At 46.4% G+C, this 23,658-nt stretch carries 19 protein-coding genes and 6 tRNA genes; 24 read left to right on the top strand and 1 reads right to left on the bottom strand.

All coding sequences use genetic code 11. The annotated features are described in order from the left end of the window. The first annotated feature begins 53 nt into the window (after positions 1 to 53). The 12 genes from relA (at position 54) to rpoS (ending at position 13,095) form a co-directional block, all read left to right on the top strand. Positions 54 to 2,273 carry a GTP diphosphokinase gene (relA, locus tag ATB78_RS24810; protein ID WP_005436441.1) on the top strand — a complete coding sequence of 740 codons (2,220 nt, stop codon included), beginning with the start codon at positions 54 to 56 and terminating at the stop codon, positions 2,271 to 2,273. Between the two features lie 223 nt (positions 2,274 to 2,496). Next, positions 2,497 to 3,294: a nucleoside triphosphate pyrophosphohydrolase gene (gene mazG, locus ATB78_RS24805; protein ID WP_061010899.1), complete on the top strand. Its 798-nt coding sequence runs from the start codon at positions 2,497 to 2,499 to the stop codon at positions 3,292 to 3,294. Between the two features lie 151 nt (positions 3,295 to 3,445). Continuing rightward, positions 3,446 to 5,086, top strand: a complete 1,641-nt coding sequence (locus ATB78_RS24800) for a CTP synthase (RefSeq protein WP_009707596.1) — start codon at positions 3,446 to 3,448, stop codon at positions 5,084 to 5,086. Positions 5,087 to 5,164: 78 nt separating this feature from the next. Next, positions 5,165 to 6,466: a phosphopyruvate hydratase gene (gene eno, locus ATB78_RS24795; protein ID WP_005425372.1), complete on the top strand. Its 1,302-nt coding sequence runs from the start codon at positions 5,165 to 5,167 to the stop codon at positions 6,464 to 6,466. Positions 6,467 to 7,120: 654 nt separating this feature from the next. Then, positions 7,121 to 7,402 (top strand): cell division protein FtsB, encoded by a 282-nt coding sequence (gene ftsB, locus ATB78_RS24790; protein WP_005436434.1) that lies wholly within the window; start codon positions 7,121 to 7,123, stop codon positions 7,400 to 7,402. Between the two features lies 1 nt (position 7,403). Further along, complete coding sequence (gene ispD / locus ATB78_RS24785; RefSeq protein ID WP_061010912.1) at positions 7,404 to 8,111, top strand: 2-C-methyl-D-erythritol 4-phosphate cytidylyltransferase; 708 nt, start codon at positions 7,404 to 7,406, stop codon at positions 8,109 to 8,111. Between the two features lie 14 nt (positions 8,112 to 8,125). Beyond that, the gene (gene ispF / locus ATB78_RS24780; RefSeq protein WP_041058541.1) at positions 8,126 to 8,602 is read left to right on the top strand and encodes a 2-C-methyl-D-erythritol 2,4-cyclodiphosphate synthase; all 477 of its coding nucleotides are present in this window, start codon (positions 8,126 to 8,128) and stop codon (positions 8,600 to 8,602) included. A 45-nt stretch (positions 8,603 to 8,647) separates the two neighbouring features. Further along, positions 8,648 to 9,691, top strand: coding sequence for a tRNA pseudouridine(13) synthase TruD (gene truD / locus ATB78_RS24775; RefSeq protein ID WP_061010898.1), 1,044 nt, complete (start codon positions 8,648 to 8,650; stop codon positions 9,689 to 9,691). Then, the gene (gene surE, locus ATB78_RS24770) at positions 9,691 to 10,467 is read left to right on the top strand and encodes a 5'/3'-nucleotidase SurE (protein WP_005436425.1); all 777 of its coding nucleotides are present in this window, start codon (positions 9,691 to 9,693) and stop codon (positions 10,465 to 10,467) included. Before truD ends, surE begins: the two co-directional genes overlap by 1 nt. After that, on the top strand, positions 10,467 to 11,093 hold the full coding sequence (locus ATB78_RS24765) for a protein-L-isoaspartate(D-aspartate) O-methyltransferase (RefSeq protein ID WP_061010897.1): 627 nt from the start codon (positions 10,467 to 10,469) through the stop codon (positions 11,091 to 11,093). The genes surE and ATB78_RS24765 overlap by 1 nt, the downstream gene beginning before the upstream one ends. A 14-nt stretch (positions 11,094 to 11,107) precedes the next feature. After that, positions 11,108 to 12,031: a peptidoglycan DD-metalloendopeptidase family protein gene (locus tag ATB78_RS24760; RefSeq protein ID WP_005436421.1), complete on the top strand. Its 924-nt coding sequence runs from the start codon at positions 11,108 to 11,110 to the stop codon at positions 12,029 to 12,031. Between the two features lie 80 nt (positions 12,032 to 12,111). Further along, positions 12,112 to 13,095, top strand: a complete 984-nt coding sequence (gene rpoS, locus ATB78_RS24755) for an RNA polymerase sigma factor RpoS (RefSeq protein WP_009707587.1) — start codon at positions 12,112 to 12,114, stop codon at positions 13,093 to 13,095. 88 nt (positions 13,096 to 13,183) lie between these two features. Here rpoS and mutS read toward each other — a convergent pair whose 3' ends face one another. After that, positions 13,184 to 15,745 (bottom strand): DNA mismatch repair protein MutS, encoded by a 2,562-nt coding sequence (gene mutS, locus ATB78_RS24750; protein WP_061010896.1) that lies wholly within the window; start codon positions 15,743 to 15,745, stop codon positions 13,184 to 13,186. A gap of 85 nt (positions 15,746 to 15,830) precedes the next feature. On the opposite strand from mutS, the gene pncC reads away from it, so the two are divergent. The 12 genes from pncC to ATB78_RS24690 all read left to right on the top strand — a co-directional run bounded on the left by pncC (position 15,831) and on the right by ATB78_RS24690 (position 23,623). After that, positions 15,831 to 16,313 carry a nicotinamide-nucleotide amidase gene (pncC, locus tag ATB78_RS24745; RefSeq protein ID WP_009707585.1) on the top strand — a complete coding sequence of 161 codons (483 nt, stop codon included), beginning with the start codon at positions 15,831 to 15,833 and terminating at the stop codon, positions 16,311 to 16,313. Between the two features lie 200 nt (positions 16,314 to 16,513). Further along, the gene (gene recA, locus ATB78_RS24740; protein WP_005436413.1) at positions 16,514 to 17,557 is read left to right on the top strand and encodes a recombinase RecA; all 1,044 of its coding nucleotides are present in this window, start codon (positions 16,514 to 16,516) and stop codon (positions 17,555 to 17,557) included. A gap of 199 nt (positions 17,558 to 17,756) precedes the next feature. Beyond that, a complete protein-coding gene (recX, locus tag ATB78_RS24735; RefSeq protein WP_005425358.1) occupies positions 17,757 to 18,224 on the top strand; it encodes a recombination regulator RecX in 468 nt (155 codons plus the stop codon). Between the two features lie 142 nt (positions 18,225 to 18,366). Continuing rightward, entirely contained in the window at positions 18,367 to 20,949 is a 2,583-nt protein-coding gene (gene alaS, locus ATB78_RS24730) for an alanine--tRNA ligase (protein WP_005436411.1), read from the top strand. 203 nt (positions 20,950 to 21,152) lie between these two features. Next, positions 21,153 to 22,340, top strand: a complete 1,188-nt coding sequence (locus ATB78_RS24725; protein ID WP_039841940.1) for an aspartate kinase — start codon at positions 21,153 to 21,155, stop codon at positions 22,338 to 22,340. Between the two features lie 92 nt (positions 22,341 to 22,432). Beyond that, positions 22,433 to 22,630, top strand: coding sequence for a carbon storage regulator CsrA (gene csrA, locus ATB78_RS24720; protein ID WP_004415691.1), 198 nt, complete (start codon positions 22,433 to 22,435; stop codon positions 22,628 to 22,630). Between the two features lie 243 nt (positions 22,631 to 22,873). Then, positions 22,874 to 22,965: transfer RNA gene (locus ATB78_RS24715), tRNA-Ser, on the top strand. A gap of 31 nt (positions 22,966 to 22,996) precedes the next feature. Continuing rightward, positions 22,997 to 23,073: transfer RNA gene (locus ATB78_RS24710), tRNA-Arg, on the top strand. 29 nt (positions 23,074 to 23,102) lie between these two features. Then, positions 23,103 to 23,194: transfer RNA gene (locus ATB78_RS24705), tRNA-Ser, on the top strand. An 85-nt stretch (positions 23,195 to 23,279) separates the two neighbouring features. Then, a tRNA-Arg gene (locus ATB78_RS24700) sits at positions 23,280 to 23,356 on the top strand. Positions 23,357 to 23,412: 56 nt separating this feature from the next. Next, positions 23,413 to 23,489, top strand: a tRNA-Arg gene (locus tag ATB78_RS24695). 57 nt (positions 23,490 to 23,546) lie between these two features. Further along, positions 23,547 to 23,623: transfer RNA gene (locus tag ATB78_RS24690), tRNA-Arg, on the top strand. The last annotated feature ends 35 nt before the right edge of the window (positions 23,624 to 23,658 follow it).

The raw sequence follows: 23,658 nt of genomic DNA, 5'->3' as shown, positions 1-23,658 counted from the left end.
TAACCTGGATGGTGTTAGTCAAACCACACAAATATAATAATTAGGATGATGAGATGGTTGCGGTAAGAAGCGCGCATTTAAACCAAGATGAACAGTTTGAACTTGAAAACTGGGTGGCTAGCCTAGGTCAAGAGAAGAACACAGCGAAACGCTTAACCGAAGTGTATCGTGATTGCCAATCGATTTTGGCGAACCACGAGCAGGCGGAGCTTTTGTTGTGGCGTGGACGAGAGATGATCGAAATCTTGATCACCTTGTCGATGGATAAAGCGACACTCGTCGCTGCGCAACTGTTCCCTTTGGTCTCAAGCGGTGCTTTTGATAGAGAACTCCTTGAGGAAAAATACAGCAAAGAAATCATTAAGCTGATCGATGGCGTCGACGAAATGGCGGCGATTGGTCAACTGAATGTAACAATGGATGGTGGTGCTGCCTCGTCTCAAGTAGATAACGTTCGTCGTATGTTGTTGGCCATGGTGGATGATTTCCGCTGCGTGGTCATCAAGCTGGCAGAACGTATCTGCAACCTGATTGAAGTAAAAAAAGCGCCGGACGAAGTTCGTCGTGCAGCGGCAAAAGAGTGTGCAAACATCTATGCGCCTCTGGCAAACCGCCTTGGTATTGGTCAGTTGAAGTGGGAAATCGAAGATTACGCCTTCCGCTACCAACAACCAGAAACCTACAAGCAAATCGCGAAGCAATTGGCTGAGCGTCGTATTGTCCGTGAACAATACATCAAAGACTTTGTCGACGACCTTACTCAAGAAATGACCGTATGCGGCATCAACGCAGAAGTCAGTGGTCGTCCGAAGCACATCTACAGTATCTGGCGCAAAATGCAGAAGAAGAGTCTGGCGTTTGATGAATTGTTTGACGTACGTGCGGTACGTATCATCGCTGACAAACTTCAAGACTGTTATGCCGCTCTGGGTGTGGTTCACACCAAATACAAACACTTACCAAGTGAGTTCGACGACTACGTTGCGAACCCGAAACCAAATGGCTATCAGTCCATCCATACCGTGATTCTTGGCCCTGAAGGCAAGACCATCGAGATCCAGATTCGTACTAAAGAGATGCACGAAGACTCGGAGCTAGGTGTTGCAGCGCACTGGAAATACAAAGAAGGCGCAAGCAGCCGCAGCGGTTACGATGAGAAGATCACGTGGCTACGTAAGCTACTGGATTGGCAAGAAGAGATGTCCGACTCTGGCGAGATGTTGGATGAGCTGCGTAGTCAGGTATTTGATGACCGCGTGTATGCCTTTACTCCACGTGGTGATGTCGTCGACCTACCGATGGGCGCAACCCCATTAGACTTCGCTTACCACATTCACTCAGAAGTGGGGCATCGTTGTATCGGTGCCAAAGTAGCGGGTCGTATCGTACCGTTCACTCATAAACTGCAAATGGGCGATCAGGTTGAAATCATCACCCAGAAAGAACCAAACCCTTCACGAGATTGGTTAAACCCGTCGCTAGGCTTTGTGACTTCAAGCCGAGCGCGTGCGAAGATCAACGCATGGTTCCGCAAGCAAAGTCGTGAGAAGAACCTAGAAGCGGGTCGTGAAATTCTAGAACACGAACTGGCGAAAATCGGCGCGACACTGAAAGACGCCGATAACTACGCGCTGAAACGCTTTAACGTTAATAGTGCTGATGAGTTGTATGTTGGTATTGGTAGTGGTGACTTGCGTATCAACCAGATCATCAACCACATCAACGCGTTAGTGAATAAGCCAACCGCGGAAGAAGAAGACCAGCAAGCGCTAGAAAAACTGCAAGAAGCAGAAAGTCGCGCGCCAGCACAGAGTCGTCCGAAGAAAGATGCGGTCGTAGTGGAAGGCGTTGATAACTTAATGACGCATCTAGCGCGCTGTTGTCAGCCTATCCCAGGTGATGAAATCGCAGGTTACATCACCCAAGGTCGTGGTATTTCGGTGCACCGCAGTGACTGTGAGCAACTTGAGGAGCTTCGTCATCACGCACCAGAACGTATCATCGATACCGTCTGGGGCAGCGGCTTTGTCGGTTCTTACATCTTGACGGTTCGTGTTGAAGCAATGGAGCGCGGCGGTCTTCTTAAAGACATCACAACGCTATTTGCGAACGAGAAAATCAAAGTCACCAGCATGAAGAGCCGTGTCGATTACCGCACGCAAATGTCGATCATGGACTTCGATCTTGAAGTGACCAACCTTGAAGTGTTCTCACGTGTCTCAAAACGTGTTGAGCAGATCAAGGATGTCATGTCGGTGAAACGCTTAGGCTAATTCTTACGTCGTATTTGGCTTTCTAGCGGCGTTAGCTGCACTTATATCCGGAATGCCGGCCCAGACCCATCTCATAGACAAGCTATGCTCATGGGTCTCCTAAGTTTGCTGCCTTGCCAGAAGAACCAACTACTTAGTAAAAACAGTTAGAAAACAAATTAAAGGTGAGTGGTTTTGGCTGCTCACCTTTTTCTTTAGATAGAAAGGTTTAAAGGAACAGAAAATGAGTCATCCAATTGAACAGTTAGAACAAATCATGGCGAAGTTGCGTGACCCAAAAAGCGGTTGCCCTTGGGACTTAAAGCAGACCTTCGACACCATTGTTCCTCACACCATTGAAGAAACCTACGAAGTGGTGGATGCGATTCAAAACCGCGATTGGCCGAACTTGCAAGAAGAGTTGGGTGACTTATTGTTCCAAGTGATTTTCTACAGCCAAATGGCGAAAGAGCAGGGACTATTCGAGTTTTCTGATGTGGTGGAAACCGTTAACGAGAAACTGACGCGTCGCCATCCACATGTTTTTTCAGAAGTAGAGTTCGATTCTGAAGAGGCTATTAGCGCTAATTGGGAGGCGGAAAAAGCCAAAGAGAAAGCGCAAGTAGGCAAAGCTGAAAAAAGTATTCTAGACTCAATACCAAACTCTCTACCTGCGCTTTCGCGTGCTACAAAGATCCAGAAAAAGTGCGCAAAATTCGGCTTTGATTGGGACTCGCTTGGCCCTGTCGTCGGAAAAGTGCAGGAAGAAATTGAAGAGGTGATGGAAGAAGCGCTTCAAATTACTCCAGATGAGGAAAAAGTCGAACTTGAATTAGGCGATCTTTTATTTGCTACCGTGAACCTGTCTCGCCACCTAGGGAAAGACCCTGAAGTGGCACTGGCAAAAGCCAACTTAAAGTTCTCGAAACGCTTTAAAGGCGTGGAAACTAAAGTTGCAGCGCACGGTAAGCAGCTCACAGACTTTACTCTAGATGAACTCGATTCCATGTGGGATGAAGTGAAACGAGAAGAGCAAAGCTGAAATTGCATGAATACTCGACTTTGATTTGAAGCAAAAAATAAAAAATTACGGTGTGATAGATTTCACGTTGTGGCGGTTAGGAGCTTCTGGTATATTTACGTCCCGTCCAGAAGCACTCCATTTCCCTCATTCAACCAATTTCAGGTTAAACATGACGACAAATTACATTTTTGTTACTGGCGGGGTTGTATCCTCTCTAGGTAAAGGTATTGCAGCAGCATCTCTTGCAGCTATTCTAGAAGCTCGTGGTCTAAAAGTGACTATGATGAAGCTTGACCCTTACATCAACGTTGATCCAGGCACAATGAGCCCAACTCAACACGGTGAAGTGTTCGTTACGGAAGATGGCGCAGAGACTGACCTTGACCTTGGTCACTACGAGCGTTTCATCCGCACCAAGATGACTAAGCGTAACAACTTCACTGCTGGTCGTGTTTATGCAGACGTACTACGTAAAGAACGTCGCGGCGATTACCTAGGTGCAACCATTCAGGTTATCCCTCACATCACTAACGCTATCAAAGACCGCGTAATCGCTGGTTCTGAAGGCCATGATGTTGCTATCGTTGAAGTCGGTGGTACGGTAGGTGATATCGAATCACTACCATTTATGGAAGCTATCCGTCAGCTTGCTGTAGAACTAGGCCGTGAACGCGCAATGTTCATGCACCTAACGCTAGTTCCTTACTTAGCAGCTGCAGGTGAAGTGAAAACTAAGCCAACTCAGCACTCTGTTAAAGAGTTGCTATCTATCGGTATCCAACCAGATATTCTTGTTTGCCGCTCTGATCGTATGATCCCAGCGAACGAGCGTAAGAAAATTGCGCTATTCTGTAACGTTCCTGAGAAAGCGGTAATCTCAATGAAGGACGTAGATTCAATCTACAAGATCCCTCAACTTGTTAAGTCTCAAGGTCTAGATGACCTAGTTTGTGCTCGCTTTGGTATCAACGCACCAGAAGCTGACCTGTCTGAATGGGAACAGGTTATCTATGAAGAAGCGAACCCAACTGGCGAAGTAACTATCGGTATGGTCGGTAAATACATCGAACTACCAGATGCTTACAAGTCAGTAAACGAAGCACTTAAACACGCAGGCTTGAAAAACCGTCTAAACGTCACAATTAAATACGTAGACTCTCAAGATGTTGAGACGAAAGGCGTAGAAGTACTTGAAGGTCTAGATGCAATCCTAGTACCTGGTGGCTTCGGTGACCGTGGTATCGAAGGTAAGATTCGTGCAGCACAATACGCTCGTGAAAACAAAGTACCTTACCTAGGTATCTGTCTAGGCATGCAAGTAGCACTTATCGAATACGCGCGTAACGTAGCGGGTATGGAAGGTGCACATTCAACAGAATTTAACAAAGACACTAAGTACCCTGTGGTAGGTTTGATCACTGAATGGGTAGACGGCGAAGGTAAAGTTGAAGAACGTACTGAAACGTCTGACCTAGGTGGTACGATGCGTCTTGGTTCACAGCTATGTCACCTAGAGAAAGGTACCAAAGCTCGTGAACTATACGGCAACGCGACAATTCATGAGCGTCACCGTCACCGTTACGAAGTAAACAACAATCTTCGCCCGCAAATCGAAAAAGCAGGTCTGAAAGTGTCTGGCCTATCAGCGGACAAGAAACTAGTGGAAATGATTGAGAACCCAGCTCACCCATGGTTTGTAGCGGCTCAATTCCACCCAGAATTCACCTCGACGCCTCGCGATGGTCACCCACTATTCGCAGGTTTCGTTAAAGCTGCAGGCCAAAACGCTCGCGGCGAATTCGAGAAGTAAAAGGATACGGGCAGCGGCAAAGGTTGTACTGCTGCCCTTTAAAATTGACATTTATATTTGAAACGAGAGGAAACATTAATGTCTAAGATCGTTAAAGTTCTAGGTCGTGAAATCATCGACTCACGTGGTAACCCAACTGTAGAAGCTGAAGTACACCTAGAAGGCGGTTTCGTAGGTATGGCAGCAGCTCCATCTGGCGCATCTACTGGTTCTCGCGAAGCTCTTGAGCTACGTGACGGTGACAAAGCACGTTTCCTAGGTAAAGGTGTTCTTAAAGCTGTTGAAGCTGTAAACGGCGCAATCGCTGAAGCTCTAGTTGGCAAAGACGCTAAAGACCAAGCTGCAATCGACGCAGTAATGATCGAACTAGACGGCACTGAAAACAAATCTAAGTTCGGTGCGAACGCTATCCTAGCTGTTTCTCTAGCAAACGCTAAAGCTGCTGCAGCAGCTAAAGGCATGCCTCTATACGAGCACATCGCTGAGCTAAACGGCACAGCTGGCCAGTTCTCTATGCCTCTACCAATGATGAACATCATCAACGGTGGTGAGCACGCAGACAACAACGTTGACATCCAAGAGTTCATGATCCAACCAGTTGGTGCTAAGACTCTTAAAGAAGGTCTACGTATCGGTGCTGAAGTATTCCACAACCTAGCTAAAGTTCTTAAGTCTAAAGGCTACAGCACTGCAGTTGGTGACGAAGGTGGTTTCGCTCCTAACCTTAAGTCTAACGCTGAAGCTCTAGAAGTTATCGCAGAAGCTGTTGCAGCTGCTGGTTACGAACTAGGTAAAGACGTTACTCTAGCTATGGACTGTGCTGCATCTGAGTTCTTCGACAAAGAAGCTGGCATCTACAACATGAAAGGCGAAGGTAAAACTTTCACTTCTGAAGAGTTCAACCACTACCTAGCTGAGCTAGCTAACCAATTCCCAATCGTTTCTATCGAAGACGGTCTAGACGAGTCTGATTGGGCTGGCTTCAAGCACCAAACTGAACTACTAGGTGACAAGCTTCAACTAGTAGGTGACGACCTATTCGTTACTAACACTAAGATCCTTGCTGAAGGTATCGAGAAAGGCGTAGCAAACTCTATCCTTATCAAGTTCAACCAAATCGGTTCTCTAACTGAGACTCTAGCTGCAATCAAGATGGCTAAAGACGCAGGTTACACAGCAGTAATCTCTCACCGTTCTGGCGAAACTGAAGATGCAACTATCGCTGACCTAGCGGTAGGTACAGCTGCAGGTCAAATCAAAACTGGTTCTATGAGCCGTTCTGACCGTGTTGCTAAGTACAACCAACTAATCCGTATCGAGGAAGCTCTAGGTGAGCGCGCTCCTTTCAACGGTCTTAAAGAAGTTAAAGGTCAAGCTTAATTCTTAACTGAGTTAACCGCTTAACTTAAAGCTTTTAAAAACGCCTCGCACTTGCGGGGCGTTTTTTTGTATGACGGAAGCTCTAAGTGAGCGCGCTCCTCCATGTTTCAAGGAAGCGGTCTCAAAGAAGTTAAAGGCCAGGCTTAATTCTTCACTGAGTTAACTGCTTAACTTAAAGTTCTTGAAAACGCCTCGCACTTGCGGGGCGTTTTTTTATATGACGGAAGCTCTAAGTGAGCGCGCTCCTCCATATTTCAAGGAAGCGGTCTCAAAGAAGTTAAAGGTCAAGCTTAATTCTTAACTGAGTTAACCGCTTAACTTAAAGCTTTTAAAACACCCTGCTTTGGCGAGGTGTTTTTGTATCTGATATATGGGAAGGCTTTGCGTCTAGAGGCGGGAGCGGACTTGGCTCTTCGAGAGCAGTTCACTTGGATATATGAGAACAGGCTTTGCTTTTGAAGTCTTTCGCTCACGTTCATTTGTCATTCGATAGAACGAGGAGGGAGAGAGTAGGGAAGTCTCTTTGTTTCATTTTGCTGCTTTTTTCCTGTAAGGAGCGTGTGAGTCTCTTTTTCTGCCCTAGAGCCAACCACGCATTTATGCTATATATGTCACCTTATCTAATCCCTTCCGGTACAGAATGTTAGCAACGATATGCGAATCTTTGTTATAGCCCTTACGTTACTGTTTGGCTGGCTTCAATATACCCTCTGGTTTGGCAAAAACGGGGTGTCTGACTACTACACAGTAGAAGATGAAATTGAAGTGCAGCAGCAAGTAAACAGCAAGCTGCAAGCTCGTAATAACGAGATGTTCGCTGAGATTGATGACTTACGACAAGGTCTTGATGCGATCGAAGAACGTGCGCGTCACGAACTTGGTTTGGTCAAAGATGGCGAAACCTTCTACCGAATCGTAGGTGAGGATGAACAATAAGATGTTGGCTACTTCACCATCTCATATTGCTATCGTGCCAGCAGCTGGCGTTGGTAGTCGAATGAAGGCAGACCGTCCAAAACAGTACCTGTTGATTGACGGCAAAGCGGTATTGGAACATACCGTGGAAAAACTGCTTTCTCACCCAAAAATTTCTAAGGTTGTCGTAGCTATTACCGACGGTGACCCATACTACCCTGAACTGTCCATTGCCCAGCACCCAGACGTAATTCGTGTGGCTGGTGGTAAAGAAAGGGCAGATTCTGTGCTTTCAGGGCTAAACTATGTAAGTACACATCTTGAGAGTGAGTGGGTTTTAGTTCACGACGCAGCAAGGCCATGTGTACTCACATCCGATATTGACCATTTGATCGACGTTTGTAGCGCACACCCAACAGGTGGCATCCTTGCCTCTCCAGTGAGAGACACAATGAAGCGAGCAAACGCAGCACAAGATATTGATCATACGGTAGATAGAGAAGCATTGTGGCATGCATTAACTCCACAAATGTTTAAAACTCAGCAGCTTACTCAAGCACTGGCTGACGCATTAGAACAAGGTGCAACTATCACAGATGAAGCCTCGGCTTTGGAATGGTTAGGCGAAAAGCCGGCACTTGTTCAAGGGAATGCGAATAATATAAAAATTACTCAGCCAGAAGATCTTGCGTTAGCCGAGTTTTATCTCAGCCGTGAGCGCGGCGAATAAAGAAAGGATAGAAAATGATTCGAATTGGTCATGGTTTCGACGTACATAAATTCGGCGATGAAGGTCCGGTAATCATCGGTGGTGTAGCGATTCCTTACGAACAAGGTTTGATCGCACATTCTGATGGTGATGTCGCACTGCATGCATTGAGTGATGCTTTGTTAGGAGCGATCGCTGCGGGTGACATTGGTCGCCACTTCCCTGATACCGACGATAAATGGAAAGGCGCGGATAGCCGTGAATTATTGAAAGACGTATATCGTCGAGTCAAAGAACAAGGCTACCGACTTGGTAATGCTGACATCACTATCATTGCACAAGCACCTAAGATGGCTCCGTACATTGAAGCTATGTGCGCAGCGATTGCCGAAGACTTGGAAACCGACATTAACAACATTAACGTAAAAGCGACGACGACAGAACGTCTTGGCTTTACTGGACGCAAAGAAGGCATTGCAACGGAAGCAGTTGTACTTCTGTTTAAGCAATAACTAGCAATTTGCTCCTCTAAGCTGTGATATCAGCGGAAACACATCATGTCAGACATTTTATCTTCATTGGCTTACCTAACAGGTAAGCCAGTTGCATCTGCAAAAATCAAAGCGCAACCAGAGCACTTTCAGGTTCGCGAAGATTTAGGTTTTGCCTTTACGGGTGAAGGCGAGCACTTAATGGTTCGTATCCGTAAAACCGGTGAGAACACCAGCTTTGTTGCTAACGAGTTAGCTAAAGCCTGTGGTGTTAAGTCTAAAGACGTCAGCTGGGCAGGTCTTAAAGACCGTCATGCTGTGACTGAACAGTGGCTAAGCGTGCATTTACCAAAAGGTGAAACACCAGACTTTTCAGCATTTTTAGCGCAATACCCGAGCATCGAAATCCTTGCAACGGATCGCCACAACAAAAAACTGCGTCCTGGTGACTTAGTAGGGAACGAGTTCGTGGTTACTTTGTCTGAAGTGACAGATGTAGCGGATGTTGAGCAACGTCTTGAAAAAGTGAAACAAGTAGGTGTGCCAAACTACTTTGGTAGTCAGCGTTTTGGTAACGATGGCAACAACCTTGAAGAAGCACGTCGATGGGGACGCGAGAACGTTCGTACCCGCAACCAAAACAAGCGCAGCATGTACTTGTCAGCGGCTCGTTCATGGATTTTCAACCGTATTGTTTCAGCTCGCCTAGAGAATGGTGTGTTTGATAAGTTTATCGACGGTGATGTGGCGCAGACGGCTTCTGGCACTCAGTTGGTTGATGCAAGTAACATGGCAGATCTACAAGCACAGTTTGCTCAAGGTGAAGTGGCGATCACTGCTGCACTGGCGGGCGACAACGCACTACCGACTCAAGCGGATGCGCTAACCTTAGAGCAACCGTTCTTAGATGAAGAACCAGATTTGATGGCACTGATTCGCGGTAACCGTATGCGCCATGACCGTCGTGACATCGCACTCAAGCTACAAGACTTAGCTTGGACTGTCGATGGTAACAACATCACACTGACGTTCTCGCTGGATGCGGGCTCCTTTGCGACTTCAATCGTGCGCGAATTGGTTATCGAAGAAAAGGTAGAAAGAGAATATTAATGGAAATGGATTCACACAACGCGAAGCCATTAAGAATACTGCTCAGTAATGATGACGGTGTTCATGCTCAGGGAATTCACGCGCTTGCTGATGAGCTAAGAAGCATTGCTGAAGTGACAATCGTAGCACCAGACAGAAACCGCTCAGGTGCTTCTAACTCGCTCACGTTGGAGCAGCCACTACGCGTTACTGAGATTGCGCCGAAAACCTTCTCTGTGCAGGGGACGCCAACTGACTGTGTCCACTTCGCGCTGAATGAGTTGATGAAAGATGACCTGCCAGACCTCGTGCTGTCAGGCATCAATCATGGTGCCAACTTAGGTGACGACGTGCTGTACTCTGGTACAGTCGCTGCGGCGATGGAAGGGCACTTCCTTGGTGTGCAGGCCATTGCTTTCTCCCTCGTCGGCAAACAGCATTTTGAATCTGCTGCGAAAGTTGCGCGTCAGCTGGTTGAGCAACACTTGGTTCGTCCGATCCCAACTAACCGTTTATTGAATGTAAACGTGCCCGATCTTCCATTTGAAGAGCTTGGTGAGATTGAAGTGACTCGCTTAGGTGCTCGTCATCACGCTGAGAATATGATCAAGCAGAAAGATCCGCGCGGACATGATATTTATTGGCTCGGCCCTCCGGGTAAAGAGCAAGATGCTGGTATTGGTACAGACTTTTATGCGATTGAACATGGCTTTGTTTCAATCACGCCGCTACAAGTCGACTTAACAGCTCATGAGTCATTACGTGCAATGGATAGTTGGTTAAAGGAAGAGAATTAATGAGTAACCCACATGCTGACAGGTTGATAGCGTTTCTTATCTCCAGTGGCATCAGTGATCAACGCGTGTTGGATGCAATTTATCGTTTGCCACGTGAGAGCTTTGTCTCACAAGCGATGATGCACCAAGCATACGACAACAATGCGTTGCCGATTGGTCAGGGACAAACTATTTCTCAACCTTACATCGTCGCGAAAATGACAGAACTGTTGGATCTAAAATCGAACAGCAATGTATTAGAAATTGGTACAGGCTCAGGTTACCAAACCGCTGTCCTCGCTCAAGTTGTCGATCATGTTTATTCCGTTGAACGCATCAAATCCTTGCAATGGGATGCGAAGCGCCGTCTGAAACAACTCGATATTTATAATGTATCGACTAAACATGGTGATGGTTGGCTTGGTTGGGAAGGCAAAGGTCCTTTCGATGCGATTATCGTCACTGCCGCCGCGGAGAGTGTTCCCCAAGCACTTTTATCGCAGCTAAAAGAAGGCGGTAAGATGGTCATTCCGGTGGGTGACGATGAGCAACAACTATTAAAAATTGAACGTCAGGGTGAACAATATCTGTCGACCGTGGTAGAAATGGTAAGATTTGTGCCATTAGTTGCAGGTGATTTAGCTTAAAGGTTAAAGACTAGGTGAAGAAGTTATTACATCGTTTTGTTATTAGCTGTTTGTTAGCTGCGGGACTTGTTGGTTGCGCGGCTCATTCACCTGCACCTGTTTCAAGCCTAAATAAAGATTACTCGACGGTTGAGCGTGGCAGTTATAGAGGGAGTTATTACGAAGTAAAGAAAGGTGATACCCTTTATTTTATAGCCTACGTCACAGATAAGAATGTAAATGATCTAGTTCGTTACAATGAATTGTCTGCTCCTTACACGATTTTTCCGGGCCAGAGGTTGAAACTTTGGGCTCCGAAATATGTGGCCCCTAAATATGGCCACAAAGTGGAACCCGTTGTCGCTCCTGTTGTTGCAGCAAAACCTGCACCGGTGACTAAAACATCAACAACGTCAAAGGCGTCAAATTCAAGTAAAAGCTCTACTCAGAAACCTAAGACAACTACGACTCAGGTTGCACAAAAACAGCCGCCAAAGAAGGTTGAACAATCCAAACCAAAGGAGTATGTTGGGTCAAAAGGTAATCAGAATGTTAAACCGAAACCGCCAACAACCACCGCGAAAAATGAAAAAGTCTCGAAGTGGTTATGGCCGACAAAAGGGAGAGTAATCAGTAACTTCTCAGCGGGAGAACAAGGAAATAAAGGTATCGACATCGCAGGACAGCGTGGTCAACCTATCGTTTCAACCGCAGCTGGCACCGTCGTTTATTCGGGTAATGCGCTACGAGGTTATGGCAACCTAATTATAGTGAAGCATAACGACAATTATTTAAGCGCATACGCACACAACGACAGACTGCTGGTATCAGAAGGACAAAGTGTTAAGAGCGGACAAAAAATAGCAACCATGGGTAGTTCAGGTGCTAAATCCGTCAAACTACATTTTGAAATTCGTTATCAAGGTAAATCAGTGAATCCAAAGCGCTATTTACCGTAAAACTTTGAATAACAACTTGCGACATCATTTAGCGGCATATTGAGTTGTCATGTCTTGCTAACTCGCCAGGGGGAGGCGTTATGAGTATCAGCAACACAGTAACCAAAGTTGAAGAGTTCGACTACGATAATGCACAATCGGAAGGCATTTCAAACGAACCTGCAAAAACATCTACTGGAACCAAATCAGCGGCGCGCGAAGAATTTGACGCGAGCAGTAAGAGCTTAGACGCAACACAGCTCTACTTGGGCGAAATTGGTTTCTCACCACTACTCACTGCAGAAGAAGAAGTACTTTATGCTCGACGTGCGCTGCGTGGCGATGAAGCTGCTCGCAAACGTATGATCGAAAGTAACTTGCGTCTTGTAGTGAAGATCTCTCGTCGATACAGCAACCGTGGTCTTGCACTTCTTGATCTCATCGAAGAAGGTAACCTAGGTTTGATCCGTGCGGTCGAGAAGTTCGATCCAGAACGAGGTTTCCGTTTCTCAACTTACGCGACGTGGTGGATTCGCCAAACGATCGAACGTGCGTTGATGAACCAAACTCGTACGATCCGTCTGCCAATTCATGTGGTTAAAGAGCTGAACATTTATCTGCGTACTGCGCGTGAACTTTCTCAGAAGCTCGACCATGAACCAACAGCAGAAGAGATCGCTGCACAGTTAGATATCCCAGTAGAAGACGTAAGCAAAATGCTACGCCTCAACGAGCGTATCAGTTCTGTTGACACACCAATCGGTGGTGACGGCGAGAAAGCGCTACTGGATATTATCCCTGATGCCAACAACTCGGATCCTGAAGTTTCCACTCAAGACGATGACATCAAATCTTCATTGATCCATTGGCTAGAAGAGCTGAATCCAAAACAGAAAGAAGTGCTGGCACGTCGTTTTGGTTTGCTTGGTTATGAGCCATCAACGCTTGAAGAAGTGGGACGTGAAATCGGACTAACGCGTGAACGTGTTCGTCAGATCCAAGTGGAAGGTTTGCGTCGACTACGCGAGATCTTGATTAAGCAAGGTCTGAACATGGAAAACTTGTTCAACGTAGAAGATGATTAGGTAGAAGCGCTGTAGAGGCGAGTTCAGAATAAACAAAAGGCTATGGGTGACCATAGCCTTTTTGCGTTTTCCTGTATCAGTACAGGAACTAGAGCATTTTTTTCAAGCGATATAACTCTTCCAGTGCCTGACGCGGTGTTAGATCGTCAGGATCGATGTTCGACAATGCTTGTTCAACATCGCTTGGTTCTGGGATCAGACTAAGTTGGTTTGCCACATCAACGGTACTCGGACGAGGCGAGTCTGTTCCCTGACCTAATTGTTCAAGTTGAGACAGTTTGTGACGCGCATTCTTGATGACTGGTTTTGGAACGCCCGCTAAACCAGCAACCGCTAGACCATAAGACTTGCTTGCCGCGCCTTCTTGTACCGCGTGCATAAAGGCAATGCTGTCACCGTGCTCTACAGCATCAAGGTGAACGTTGGCTAGATTTGGCAGTAAGTTTGGCAGCTCAGTCAGTTCGAAGTAGTGGGTTGCGAATAGCGTCATTGCCCCAATCTGAGTTGCAAGCCATTCTGCACTTGCCCATGCTAAAGATAGACCATCGTAAGTACTGGTACCGCGACCGATCTCATCCATCAGAACCAAGCTGTTCTTGGTAGCGTTGTGAAGAATGTTGGCTGTTTCAGTCATTTCTACCATGAAGGTTGAACGGCCAGATGCCAAATCATCAGATGCACCGATACGAGTAAAGATACGGTCTAGAGAGCCAATATGAGCTGATTCTGCAGGTACGTATGAACCAATGTGAGCCATCAAAGCAATCAACGCAGTTTGGCGCATATAGGTCGATTTACCACCCATGTTTGGACCGGTGATGATCAGCATCTTACGGTTTGAGCTGAGTTCAATAGGGTTCGCGATAAATGGTTCGCTTGTTACTTGCTCCACGACAGGGTGACGACCTGCTTGAATACTAATGCCTGCTTCTTTGTCCAACGTTGGGCGACAGTAATCAAGTGAATCTGCACGCTCGGCTAGGTTTTGTAGTACGTCCAACTGAGAAATCGCCGAAGCAAGGTTTTGCATCTTCTCAAGGTTTGGCATCAACAAATCAAACAGCTCTTCCCACAGTTTTTTCTCAACTGCTAGCGCTTTTGACTTAGAGTTTAGTACCTTGTCTTCGTGCTCTTTCAACTCAGGAATGATGTAGCGTTCTGCGTTTTTCAGCGTTTGGCGACGTACATAGTGTGGTGGAACCAAATGGCTTTGACCACGACTAACCTGAATGAAGAAGCCGTGAACGGCGTTGTAGCCAACTTTTAAGGTGTCGATACCATGACGTTCACGTTCGTCTGCTTCGAGTTTTTCAAGATACTCGGTTGCACCGTCTGCAAGCTTGCGCCATTCATCAAGTTCCGCGTTGTAGCCCTCTGCAATCACGCCACCCTCGCGAATCACAACTGGTGGGTTTTCTTTGATTGCGCGCTCAAGTAAGTCACATACCTCATCCATTGGTGCAGCAAATTGAGCCAGTTTTTTAAGGTATGGGTGAGCTAGAGAAGAAGTGACGGCTTCCAAGTCTGGCAACTGTTGCATTGCATGGCGTAGGCGAGCCATATCGCGTGGACGTGCCGAGCGAAGCGCCAAACGAGCAAGGATACGTTCAATATCACCGATCTGTTTGAAGATCGGTTGAATGTCGGTAAACAAGCTTTGCTCTTTGATTTCACCAATCGCATCAAGACGATTGTTGAGAGTATCGACGCAGCGCATTGGCTGATGTAACCAGCGCTTCAACATACGGCTGCCCATTGGAGTTGCACAGTGATCGAGCACTTCAGCGAGCGTGTTATCAATGCCGCCTGATAGGTTTTGCGTCAGCTCTAAGTTACGACGTGTCGCCGCATCAAGAATAACTGAGTGATCTTGGCGATCAAACGTCAATGAACGAATGTGCGGTAGGGCAGTACGCTGAGTATCTTTAACGTACTGGATCAAACAACCTGCAGCACATAGGCCTAGTGAAGCGTGCTCAACACCAAAGCCGACCAAATCGCGCGTACCAAATTGTTGGTTCAACTGCTGCTTAGCGGTATCGAGCTCAAATTCCCAGACTGGGCGACGACGGTTGCCGTTTCGGCTAGACATAAGGTGAACTGCCTCAAAATCTTCAGGGAAGAGTAATTCGCGAGGTGCCGTGCGCTGCAACTCAGCAGCCATTGCTTCTTCGGTTTCTGGCTCGACTAGCTGGAAACGACCCGAAGTCACATCCAATGTCGCGTAACCGAACTTACCATTGTGTTGGTAAATTGCTGCAATCAGGTTGTCGAGACGCTCAGACAGCAGTGCTTCGTCGGTCACCGTACCTGGGGTGACGATACGCACTACTTTACGTTCAACCGGACCTTTGCTTGTCGCTGGGTCGCCAATCTGTTCACAGATCGCAACAGACTCACCTAGTTGAACAAGTTTAGCCAGATAACCTTCAACAGCGTGGAATGGGACGCCAGCCATAGGAATTGGTTCACCTGCCGATGCACCGCGTTTGGTCAACGAGATATCTAACAATTGAGATGCACGTTTTGCATCGTCGTAGAAGAGTTCGTAGAAGTCGCCCATGCGATAGAACAGCAAGATTTCTGGGTTCTCAGCCTTTAGCTTGAGATATTGCTGCATCATCGGAGTATGTTTTTGTTCAGCTTTCACAGGTAAGTACTTTTGTTTATTTCCGTAGCGGCTTAGGATACGTGAATCCCTATCAAGTAAAAAGAGACAAAGGGCATTTTTGGCTATGGAAAGAGCAACAAAATTGAGTGCCGATCTCGGCGCATTATTGGCTAAGCATGGACATGTTTTAACCACCGCAGAATCATGCACGGGTGGTGGTGTTGCAACCGCTATTACTGATATTGCTGGTAGTTCAGCTTGGCTTGATCGTGCGTTCGTCACTTACAGTAATGAAGCCAAAATGGAGATGCTTGGCGTACAGGCTTCAACGTTAGAAGCGCACGGTGCAGTGAGTGAGCCTGTTGTGATTGAAATGGTGCAGGGCGCAATTAAAAACTCCAACGCGACCATCGGCGTATCCATCAGTGGTATCGCTGGTCCGGGAGGAGGCAGTGAAGAGAAACCTGTTGGAACGGTCTGCTTTGCTTTTGCTGATAATCAAAATTGGCAGCAAGTCGAAACCATGCATTTCACTGGTGACCGTGCTGAAGTTCGCAAAAAAGCGGTCGAGCATGCACTGACTCAATTGCATCAACATCTGATTTAGAATTTGTGAAATTGTCTTAGCCCAGCGTTGATAAGGGCTAGAGCAAATCACAGCTTTAGGTCAGCCAAATTTTTTTCATACAGGTATAGACACTGTATGAATCAACAGTATAATAACTTTCATTGCTGAGCAGTTCTTCTGCTTAAGAAAAATGAATTACTATTCGTCGCCCAAAGAAGATGAATAAATCGGAGAAAGTAATGGACGAGAACAAACAGAAAGCGCTCGCCGCTGCGCTAGGTCAAATTGAAAAGCAATTCGGTAAAGGCTCTATCATGCGCCTTGGTGATAACCGCGCAATGGACGTAGAAACCATCTCAACGGGTTCTCTTTCTCTTGATATCGCTTTGGGTGCTGGTGGTCTACCAATGGGTCGTATCGTAGAAATCTACGGTCCAGAATCTTCAGGTAAAACAACGCTAACTCTTGAACTTATTGCTGCTGCGCAACGTGAAGGCAAAACTTGTGCGTTTATCGATGCAGAGCACGCTCTAGATCCTGTATATGCAAAGAAACTTGGCGTTGATATCGATGCACTATTGGTTTCTCAGCCAGACACTGGTGAGCAAGCGCTAGAAATTTGTGACGCACTTGCACGCTCTGGTGCGATTGACGTTATGGTTGTCGACTCAGTTGCAGCACTAACACCAAAAGCAGAAATCGAAGGCGAAATGGGCGACAGCCACATGGGTCTTCAAGCACGTATGCTTTCTCAAGCGATGCGTAAGCTAACGGGTAACCTAAAGCAATCTAACTGTATGTGTATCTTCATCAACCAAATCCGTATGAAGATTGGTGTGATGTTCGGTAACCCAGAAACAACAACAGGTGGTAACGCACTTAAGTTCTACGCTTCTGTTCGTCTAGATATCCGTCGTACTGGCGCAATCAAAGAAGGTGACGAAGTAGTAGGTAACGAAACGCGCATCAAAGTTGTTAAGAACAAGATTGCTGCACCGTTTAAAGAAGCAAACACGCAAATCATGTACGGCCAAGGCTTCAACCGCGAAGGCGAACTGATTGATCTAGGCGTGAAGCACAAGCTAGTTGAAAAAGCGGGTGCATGGTACAGCTACCAAGGTGACAAGATTGGCCAAGGTAAAGCAAACGCTTGTAACTACCTACGCGAAAACCCAGAAATCGGTAAGACTATCGATACTAAACTGCGTGAAATGCTACTTTCACCAGCACTACCTGAAGCACCAGAATCAGGTGAAAAATCAGAGCAAGAAGAAGAGTTTTAAGCTTCTGATTGAATCATATTGAACAAAGCCCTGCTATGCGGGGCTTTGTTGTATCTGCTGAAATCAAAAAACAAAGGCTAGGTTAATATCAATTAGGGTAGGCAAGCGATCAGAACTAGCGCGTTGGTAAGCTAGAGTGAGCGGTTATTTACTGCGATTGTTATAAAGCCTGTACAGCAAAAACAGTTTTAGGATCACCATGTACCAAAAGCGTCAAGCACCGACTCTATCTAGCAAAGAAGCGGCTATCCAATTATTGAGCCGTCGAGACCATGGGCAATACGAGTTATACCAAAAGCTGGCTCTAAAAGGGTATGAAGAGGCAGACATCGAAGCGGCCATTAATTTTTGTCTCGACCACAACTATTTAGATGACCTGCGTTACGCCAAAAGCCAAGTGCGCCAGCATGTTTACAAAGGTCACGGTGAGCGCCGCATTCGTCAAGAATTGAACCAAAAGCGTGTGGCAGAATCCATCATTGATATGGCGATGGCAGAAGAGCCCCAAGATTGGTTTGAACTGGCAAGAATGGCTGCTGAGAAGAAATTCAAAGGAATAAAAGCCAAAGACCAGAAAGAGTACGCTAAACAGGTGCGATTTCTACAATATCGTGGCTACAGTTTTGACCAAATTAGCTATGCGCTGAGCTTTGAGGACGAAGATTAGCGGTCAGCCGTTCGCACTGTTTTTTGTTTTGCTTCAAATTTTTTCTTCTAATGCCTCTTTTCCGCAAGAAAACTAGTCGTAGCTGATTGCATGATCTACAATACGGCAAAATTCTAACTCGACTATTTTCAGGAAGAGCTGCATGTACATGAGCACTGATGAGGTTCGTAACGCGTTCCTCAAGTTCTTTGAGAGCAAAGGACACCAAATCGTAGAAAGTTCATCGTTAGTTCCACATAACGACCCAACCCTGCTGTTCACAAACGCGGGTATGAACCAATTTAAAGATTGTTTCTTAGGCTTAGAAAAACGAGCCTACACTCGAGCGACTACGGCTCAACGTTGTGTACGTGCTGGTGGTAAACACAACGACCTGGAAAACGTTGGCTTCACTGCTCGTCACCACACATTCTTTGAAATGCTAGGTAACTTCAGCTTTGGCGATTACTTCAAAGAAGACGCTATCGCGTTCGCTTGGGAATTCCTAACGGTAACTCTTAAGCTGCCAGCAGACCGTCTACTTGTTACAGTTTACGAGACAGACGACGAAGCATTCGATATCTGGAACCAAAAAGTAGGCGTTCCAGCAGACCGCATTATTCGCATCGGCGACAAAAAAGGTGGTAAACCATACGAGTCAGATAACTTCTGGCAAATGGGTGACACAGGTCCTTGTGGTCCATGTACTGAAATCTTTTACGATCACGGTGAGCACATCTGGGGTGGCCGTCCTGGCACACCTGAAGAAGATGGTGACCGTTTCATAGAGATCTGGAACAACGTATTCATGCAGTTCAACCGTCATGCAGACGGCACTATGGAACCGCTACCAAAGCCATCGGTAGATACTGGTATGGGTATTGAGCGTATCTCTGCAATCATGCAAGGCGTTCACTCAAACTACGAAATCGATGTATTCCAAGCTCTTATCAAAGCTGCTGCTGAAGTGATTGGCTACGAAGATCTATCAAACCAATCGCTACGCGTTATCGCTGACCACATCCGTTCATGTTCATTCCTGATCGTTGATGGCGTTATGCCTTCAAACGAAGGTCGTGGTTACGTTCTACGTCGTATCATCCGTCGTGCAGTTCGTCACGGTAACAAGCTGGGCGCACAAGGTGCATTCTTCCACAAACTGGTTGGTGTACTAGCGGAAATCATGGGTACGGCTGGTGAAGAGCTGAAGCGTCAACAAGCTGTGGTTGAAAAAGTACTGCGTATCGAAGAAGAAAACTTCGGTCGTACACTTGAGCGCGGTATGGCGATTCTAAACGAAGCTCTAGATAACCTAGACGGTAAAGTACTAGACGGCGAAACCGTATTTAAACTTTACGATACTTACGGTTTCCCAGCTGACTTAACTAACGACGTTGCACGTGAGCGTGAGTTCGCAATCGACGAAGAAGGTTTCGAGAAAGCGATGGAAGAGCAGCGTCAACGTGCGCGTGAAGCTGGTAACTTCGGTACTGACTACAACGCAGCAATCAAAGTTGATACGCAAACAGAATTCTGTGGTTACACAGGTACTAAAGGCTCTAGCTCTGTAGCGGCGATGTTCGTTGAAGGCAACGAAGTAGAATCTCTATCTGCAGGCGACAAAGCAATCATCGTGCTTGGTGAGACACCATTCTACGCAGAGTCAGGTGGTCAATGTGGTGACGCTGGTGAAATCCGTACTGAAGCTGGCGTATTCCGTGTTGAAGATACTCAAAAGCTAGGTAACGCAATCGCACACCACGGTGTAATGGCAGAAGGCGTTCTAGCGAAAGGCGACGAAGTAGCAACTATCGTTGACGCAGAGCGTCGCGCAGCTATCTCTCTAAACCACTCAGCAACGCACTTGCTACATGCAGCACTTCGCCAAGTTCTTGGTGAACACGTAACGCAGAAAGGCTCTCTAGTGAAAGCTGACAGCCTACGTTTCGACTTCTCACACCTAGAAGCTGTAACTGCAGCAGAACTGAAAGAAGTTGAGCGTCTAGTTAACGCGCAAATTCGTCGTAACCACACGATTGAAACCAACGTGATGGACATTGAGTCTGCTAAGAAGAAAGGCGCAATGGCTCTATTTGGCGAGAAGTACGACGACGAAGTACGCGTACTGTCTATGGGCGACTTCTCTACTGAACTTTGTGGTGGTATTCACGCTTCAAACACAGGTGATATCGGTCTATTCAAGATCACATCTGAAGGTGGTATCGCAGCAGGTATCCGTCGTATCGAAGCGGTAACGGGTGAAGGTGCGCTAGACGCAATCGAAGCTCAAGCGGCTAAGTACGAAGAGAAACTGGCTGAATCAGCGCAGAAAGCAAAATCTCTAGAGAAAGAAATCCAGAAACTGAAAGACAAGATGGCTGCGGCAGAAAGCGCAAACATCATGGGTAAAGTTCAGGACATCAACGGTACTAAAGTACTGATCGCTGCTCTAGAAGGCGCAGATAACAAGAACCTACGTACTATGGTTGATGACATCAAGAACCAAGTAGGTAGCGGCGTAATCCTTCTTGCTAACGTGAACGATGACAAGATCGGTCTGATTGCAGGCGTAACCAAAGACCTTATCGGTAAAGTGAAAGCAGGTGACCTAGTTAAGATGGTTGCTGAGCAAGTTGGCGGTAAAGGCGGTGGTCGTCCTGACATGGCGCAAGCGGGTGGTACTGATGTTGCCGCGCTGCCTGCGGCGATTCAGTCCGTACAGCCTTGGCTAGAAGAACGCCTATAAGCTTTTAAAATAATGAATTACGCTCAATCAAGCTTCTTTGATTGAGCGTAATTTTTTTATGGTAACCAAGTGGTTTAATTGACCGTATTTTAACCAGGTCATTTACGCTGCTTGGTTTTTGTTGTAACTACCGCTTATATAATTTATCTCAATGGAGTATGAGTGGTCCTAATGAGACTTTGGTCTTGGGAAGGTGAAGACTGGTGAAAAAGCCCCTTATCGTGCAAAAGTTTGGCGGAACCTCAGTGGGTTCAATTGAAAGAATCCACCAGGTAGCTGAACACATCATTAAGGCGAAAAATGATGGTAATCAAGTTGTCGTTGTTGTGTCTGCAATGTCAGGCGAAACAAATCGACTAATGGATCTCGCTAAGCAAGTAGATAGCGTTCCAACGGCTCGAGAACTTGATGTTTTGCTCTCTGCTGGTGAGCAAGTGTCGATGGCACTGCTGGCGATGACCCTGAATAAATTGGGTTATGCAGCGCGCTCACTTACCGGAGCACAAGCGAACATTGTGACGGACAATCAACACAATGACGCGACGATTAAACACATTGATACTTCTACGATTATGGATTTGCTTGAACAAGACCAAATCGTCATCGTAGCTGGCTTCCAAGGTGTGAATGAAAATGGGGATATCACCACATTAGGTCGAGGTGGCTCAGATACGAGCGCAGTGACACTGGCTGGCGCATTATGCGCGGATGAGTGTCAAATCTTTACCGACGTTGATGGTATATATACTTGTGATCCACGTGTAGTGAAAAACGCTCAAAAGATGGCGGTTATCGATTTTCCTTCAATGGAAGCGATGGCGAGCCGTGGAGCGAAAGTGTTACATCTCCCTTCTGTGCAGTATGCATGGAAGAATAATGTTCCACTGCGCGTGCTTTCGACATTTGAACTGAATGAAGGCAGTTTGGTGAAAGGGGAGGCAGGCTCAAAAGCCGTCTCTGGTCTAGCCATTCAACGTGACCTTGCCATTATTGAAGTTGACGACGAACATTTGCCTAGCGTTACAAAGCAATGTCAGATGTTAGGTATCGACATTTGGAATGTGATCGAGGAAACAGAACGAACAGGTATCATGATAAAACAAGATGCATGTGCCAAGTTGGATCTGGTGTTCAGCGATAAAATCCGTAATAGTGAAGTAGTAAGCCTGTTGACCGCTGTGGGGCTAGAAGCCAATGGAATGGTTGACCATGCCTGTGAATTGTTGGCACAGCAAGATATTGCGATCAATTTCTGCTCAACGAATGCACTCACTATGATGCTAGTCTTACCACCTGAGAGTGTGGATGCAGCAGCAAACATTCTTCATAATGCTTACGTTACATCTAGTGAAGTATTAAACATTCAGCAAAAACATGCCTTTTTGGGCTAATTTTCGGTAACAAGGTAGTTTACGAAAATATAACTTTTGTTGGATAATAGCTTTGTAGCAAGAAAATTTAGAGATTACTCAAGGAGCAAAGAATGCTAATTTTGACTCGCCGCGTAGGCGAAACACTTATGATTGGTGATGAAGTGACTGTAACTGTACTAGGTGTTAAAGGTAACCAAGTACGTATCGGCGTTAACGCTCCGAAAGAGGTTTCTGTTCACCGTGAAGAAATCTACATGCGCATTCAAGCTGAAAAAGGCAACGGTAACGTTGCTTCAGGTAACTACTAAGCCGCTCCTGTTTACAGAGCTTAGTTTGAATGAAAAAGGCTAGCCGAATGGCTAGCCTTTTTAGTTTCGAAAAAATGTCATTTTTTAAGGGAAGACTCTCTTTTTTTCATCATAATAGAGTGATAAAGTTTGTTTAATAATCACTTTGATTAAATCCGCATCGGTTAAGCGATTTTTGCGTTTTTTTTCAAAGAAAGTGTTTGACATATTTTCGGTAAAACGTAATATGTGCCTCCGCAAGACGGTGAGGTGGCCGAGAGGCTGAAGGCGCTCCCCTGCTAAGGGAGTATACGGTTTATCCCGTATCGAGGGTTCGAATCCCTCCTTCACCGCCATTCTTGCAACGTTGATTTATCAACAAAAAGTGCGTCCTTAGCTCAGCTGGATAGAGTACCTGGCTACGAACCAGGCGGTCGGAGGTTCGAATCCTCCAGGACGCGCCATATCTCTTCTGAGATATAACAATGAAAACGGTGAGGTGGCCGAGAGGCTGAAGGCGCTCCCCTGCTAAGGGAGTATACGGTTTATCCCGTATCGAGGGTTCGAATCCCTCCTTCACCGCCATTCATTGACTGGCCCGACGGCCTTTTTTTTGTTTCGTAAGAAATGAATGTGATTTACTTCACAACTTCCTAGCAAGAAGATCTGCGCGTCCTTAGCTCAGCTGGATAGAGTACCTGGCTACGAACCAGGCGGTCGGAGGTTCGAATCCTTCAGGACGCGCCACTATTTAATAATTCGTTTGATAAACGGGTTATACAAAGTAAAATAAAGATTACTGCGCGTCCTTAGCTCAGCTGGATAGAGTACCTGGCTACGAACCAGGCGGTCGGAGGTTCGAATCCTCCAGGACGCGCCACTCTTTAGGGTTTCTTTGTGAACTCCTGATATTGGTAATACCGATATCGAAAACTGCGCGTCCTTAGCTCAGCTGGATAGAGTACCTGGCTACGAACCAGGCGGTCGGAGGTTCGAATCCTCCAGGACGCGCCACTCTTTAGGGTTTCCTTGTGAACTCCTGATATTGG

It is taken from the genome of Vibrio sp. CUB2 (assembly GCF_001557945.1).
In the GTDB taxonomy this organism is placed as follows: Bacteria; Pseudomonadota; Gammaproteobacteria; order Enterobacterales; family Vibrionaceae; genus Vibrio; species Vibrio owensii.
This window is presented reverse-complemented; position numbering and strand designations above follow the sequence as displayed.

Coding starts and splice junctions, on each gene's coding strand:
- ispD (WP_061010912.1), top strand. CDS start 7,404: ATGTTGGCTACTTCACCATCTCATATTGCTATCGTGCCAGCAGCTGGC.
- recX (WP_005425358.1), top strand. CDS start 17,757: ATGTACCAAAAGCGTCAAGCACCGACTCTATCTAGCAAAGAAGCGGCT.
- eno (WP_005425372.1), top strand. CDS start 5,165: ATGTCTAAGATCGTTAAAGTTCTAGGTCGTGAAATCATCGACTCACGT.
- csrA (WP_004415691.1), top strand. CDS start 22,433: ATGCTAATTTTGACTCGCCGCGTAGGCGAAACACTTATGATTGGTGAT.
- truD (WP_061010898.1), top strand. CDS start 8,648: ATGTCAGACATTTTATCTTCATTGGCTTACCTAACAGGTAAGCCAGTT.
- surE (WP_005436425.1), top strand. CDS start 9,691: ATGGAAATGGATTCACACAACGCGAAGCCATTAAGAATACTGCTCAGT.
- ftsB (WP_005436434.1), top strand. CDS start 7,121: ATGCGAATCTTTGTTATAGCCCTTACGTTACTGTTTGGCTGGCTTCAA.
- mazG (WP_061010899.1), top strand. CDS start 2,497: ATGAGTCATCCAATTGAACAGTTAGAACAAATCATGGCGAAGTTGCGT.
- rpoS (WP_009707587.1), top strand. CDS start 12,112: ATGAGTATCAGCAACACAGTAACCAAAGTTGAAGAGTTCGACTACGAT.
- alaS (WP_005436411.1), top strand. CDS start 18,367: ATGTACATGAGCACTGATGAGGTTCGTAACGCGTTCCTCAAGTTCTTT.
- ATB78_RS24765 (WP_061010897.1), top strand. CDS start 10,467: ATGAGTAACCCACATGCTGACAGGTTGATAGCGTTTCTTATCTCCAGT.
- relA (WP_005436441.1), top strand. CDS start 54: ATGGTTGCGGTAAGAAGCGCGCATTTAAACCAAGATGAACAGTTTGAA.
- ATB78_RS24800 (WP_009707596.1), top strand. CDS start 3,446: ATGACGACAAATTACATTTTTGTTACTGGCGGGGTTGTATCCTCTCTA.
- ispF (WP_041058541.1), top strand. CDS start 8,126: ATGATTCGAATTGGTCATGGTTTCGACGTACATAAATTCGGCGATGAA.
- pncC (WP_009707585.1), top strand. CDS start 15,831: ATGGAAAGAGCAACAAAATTGAGTGCCGATCTCGGCGCATTATTGGCT.
- recA (WP_005436413.1), top strand. CDS start 16,514: ATGGACGAGAACAAACAGAAAGCGCTCGCCGCTGCGCTAGGTCAAATT.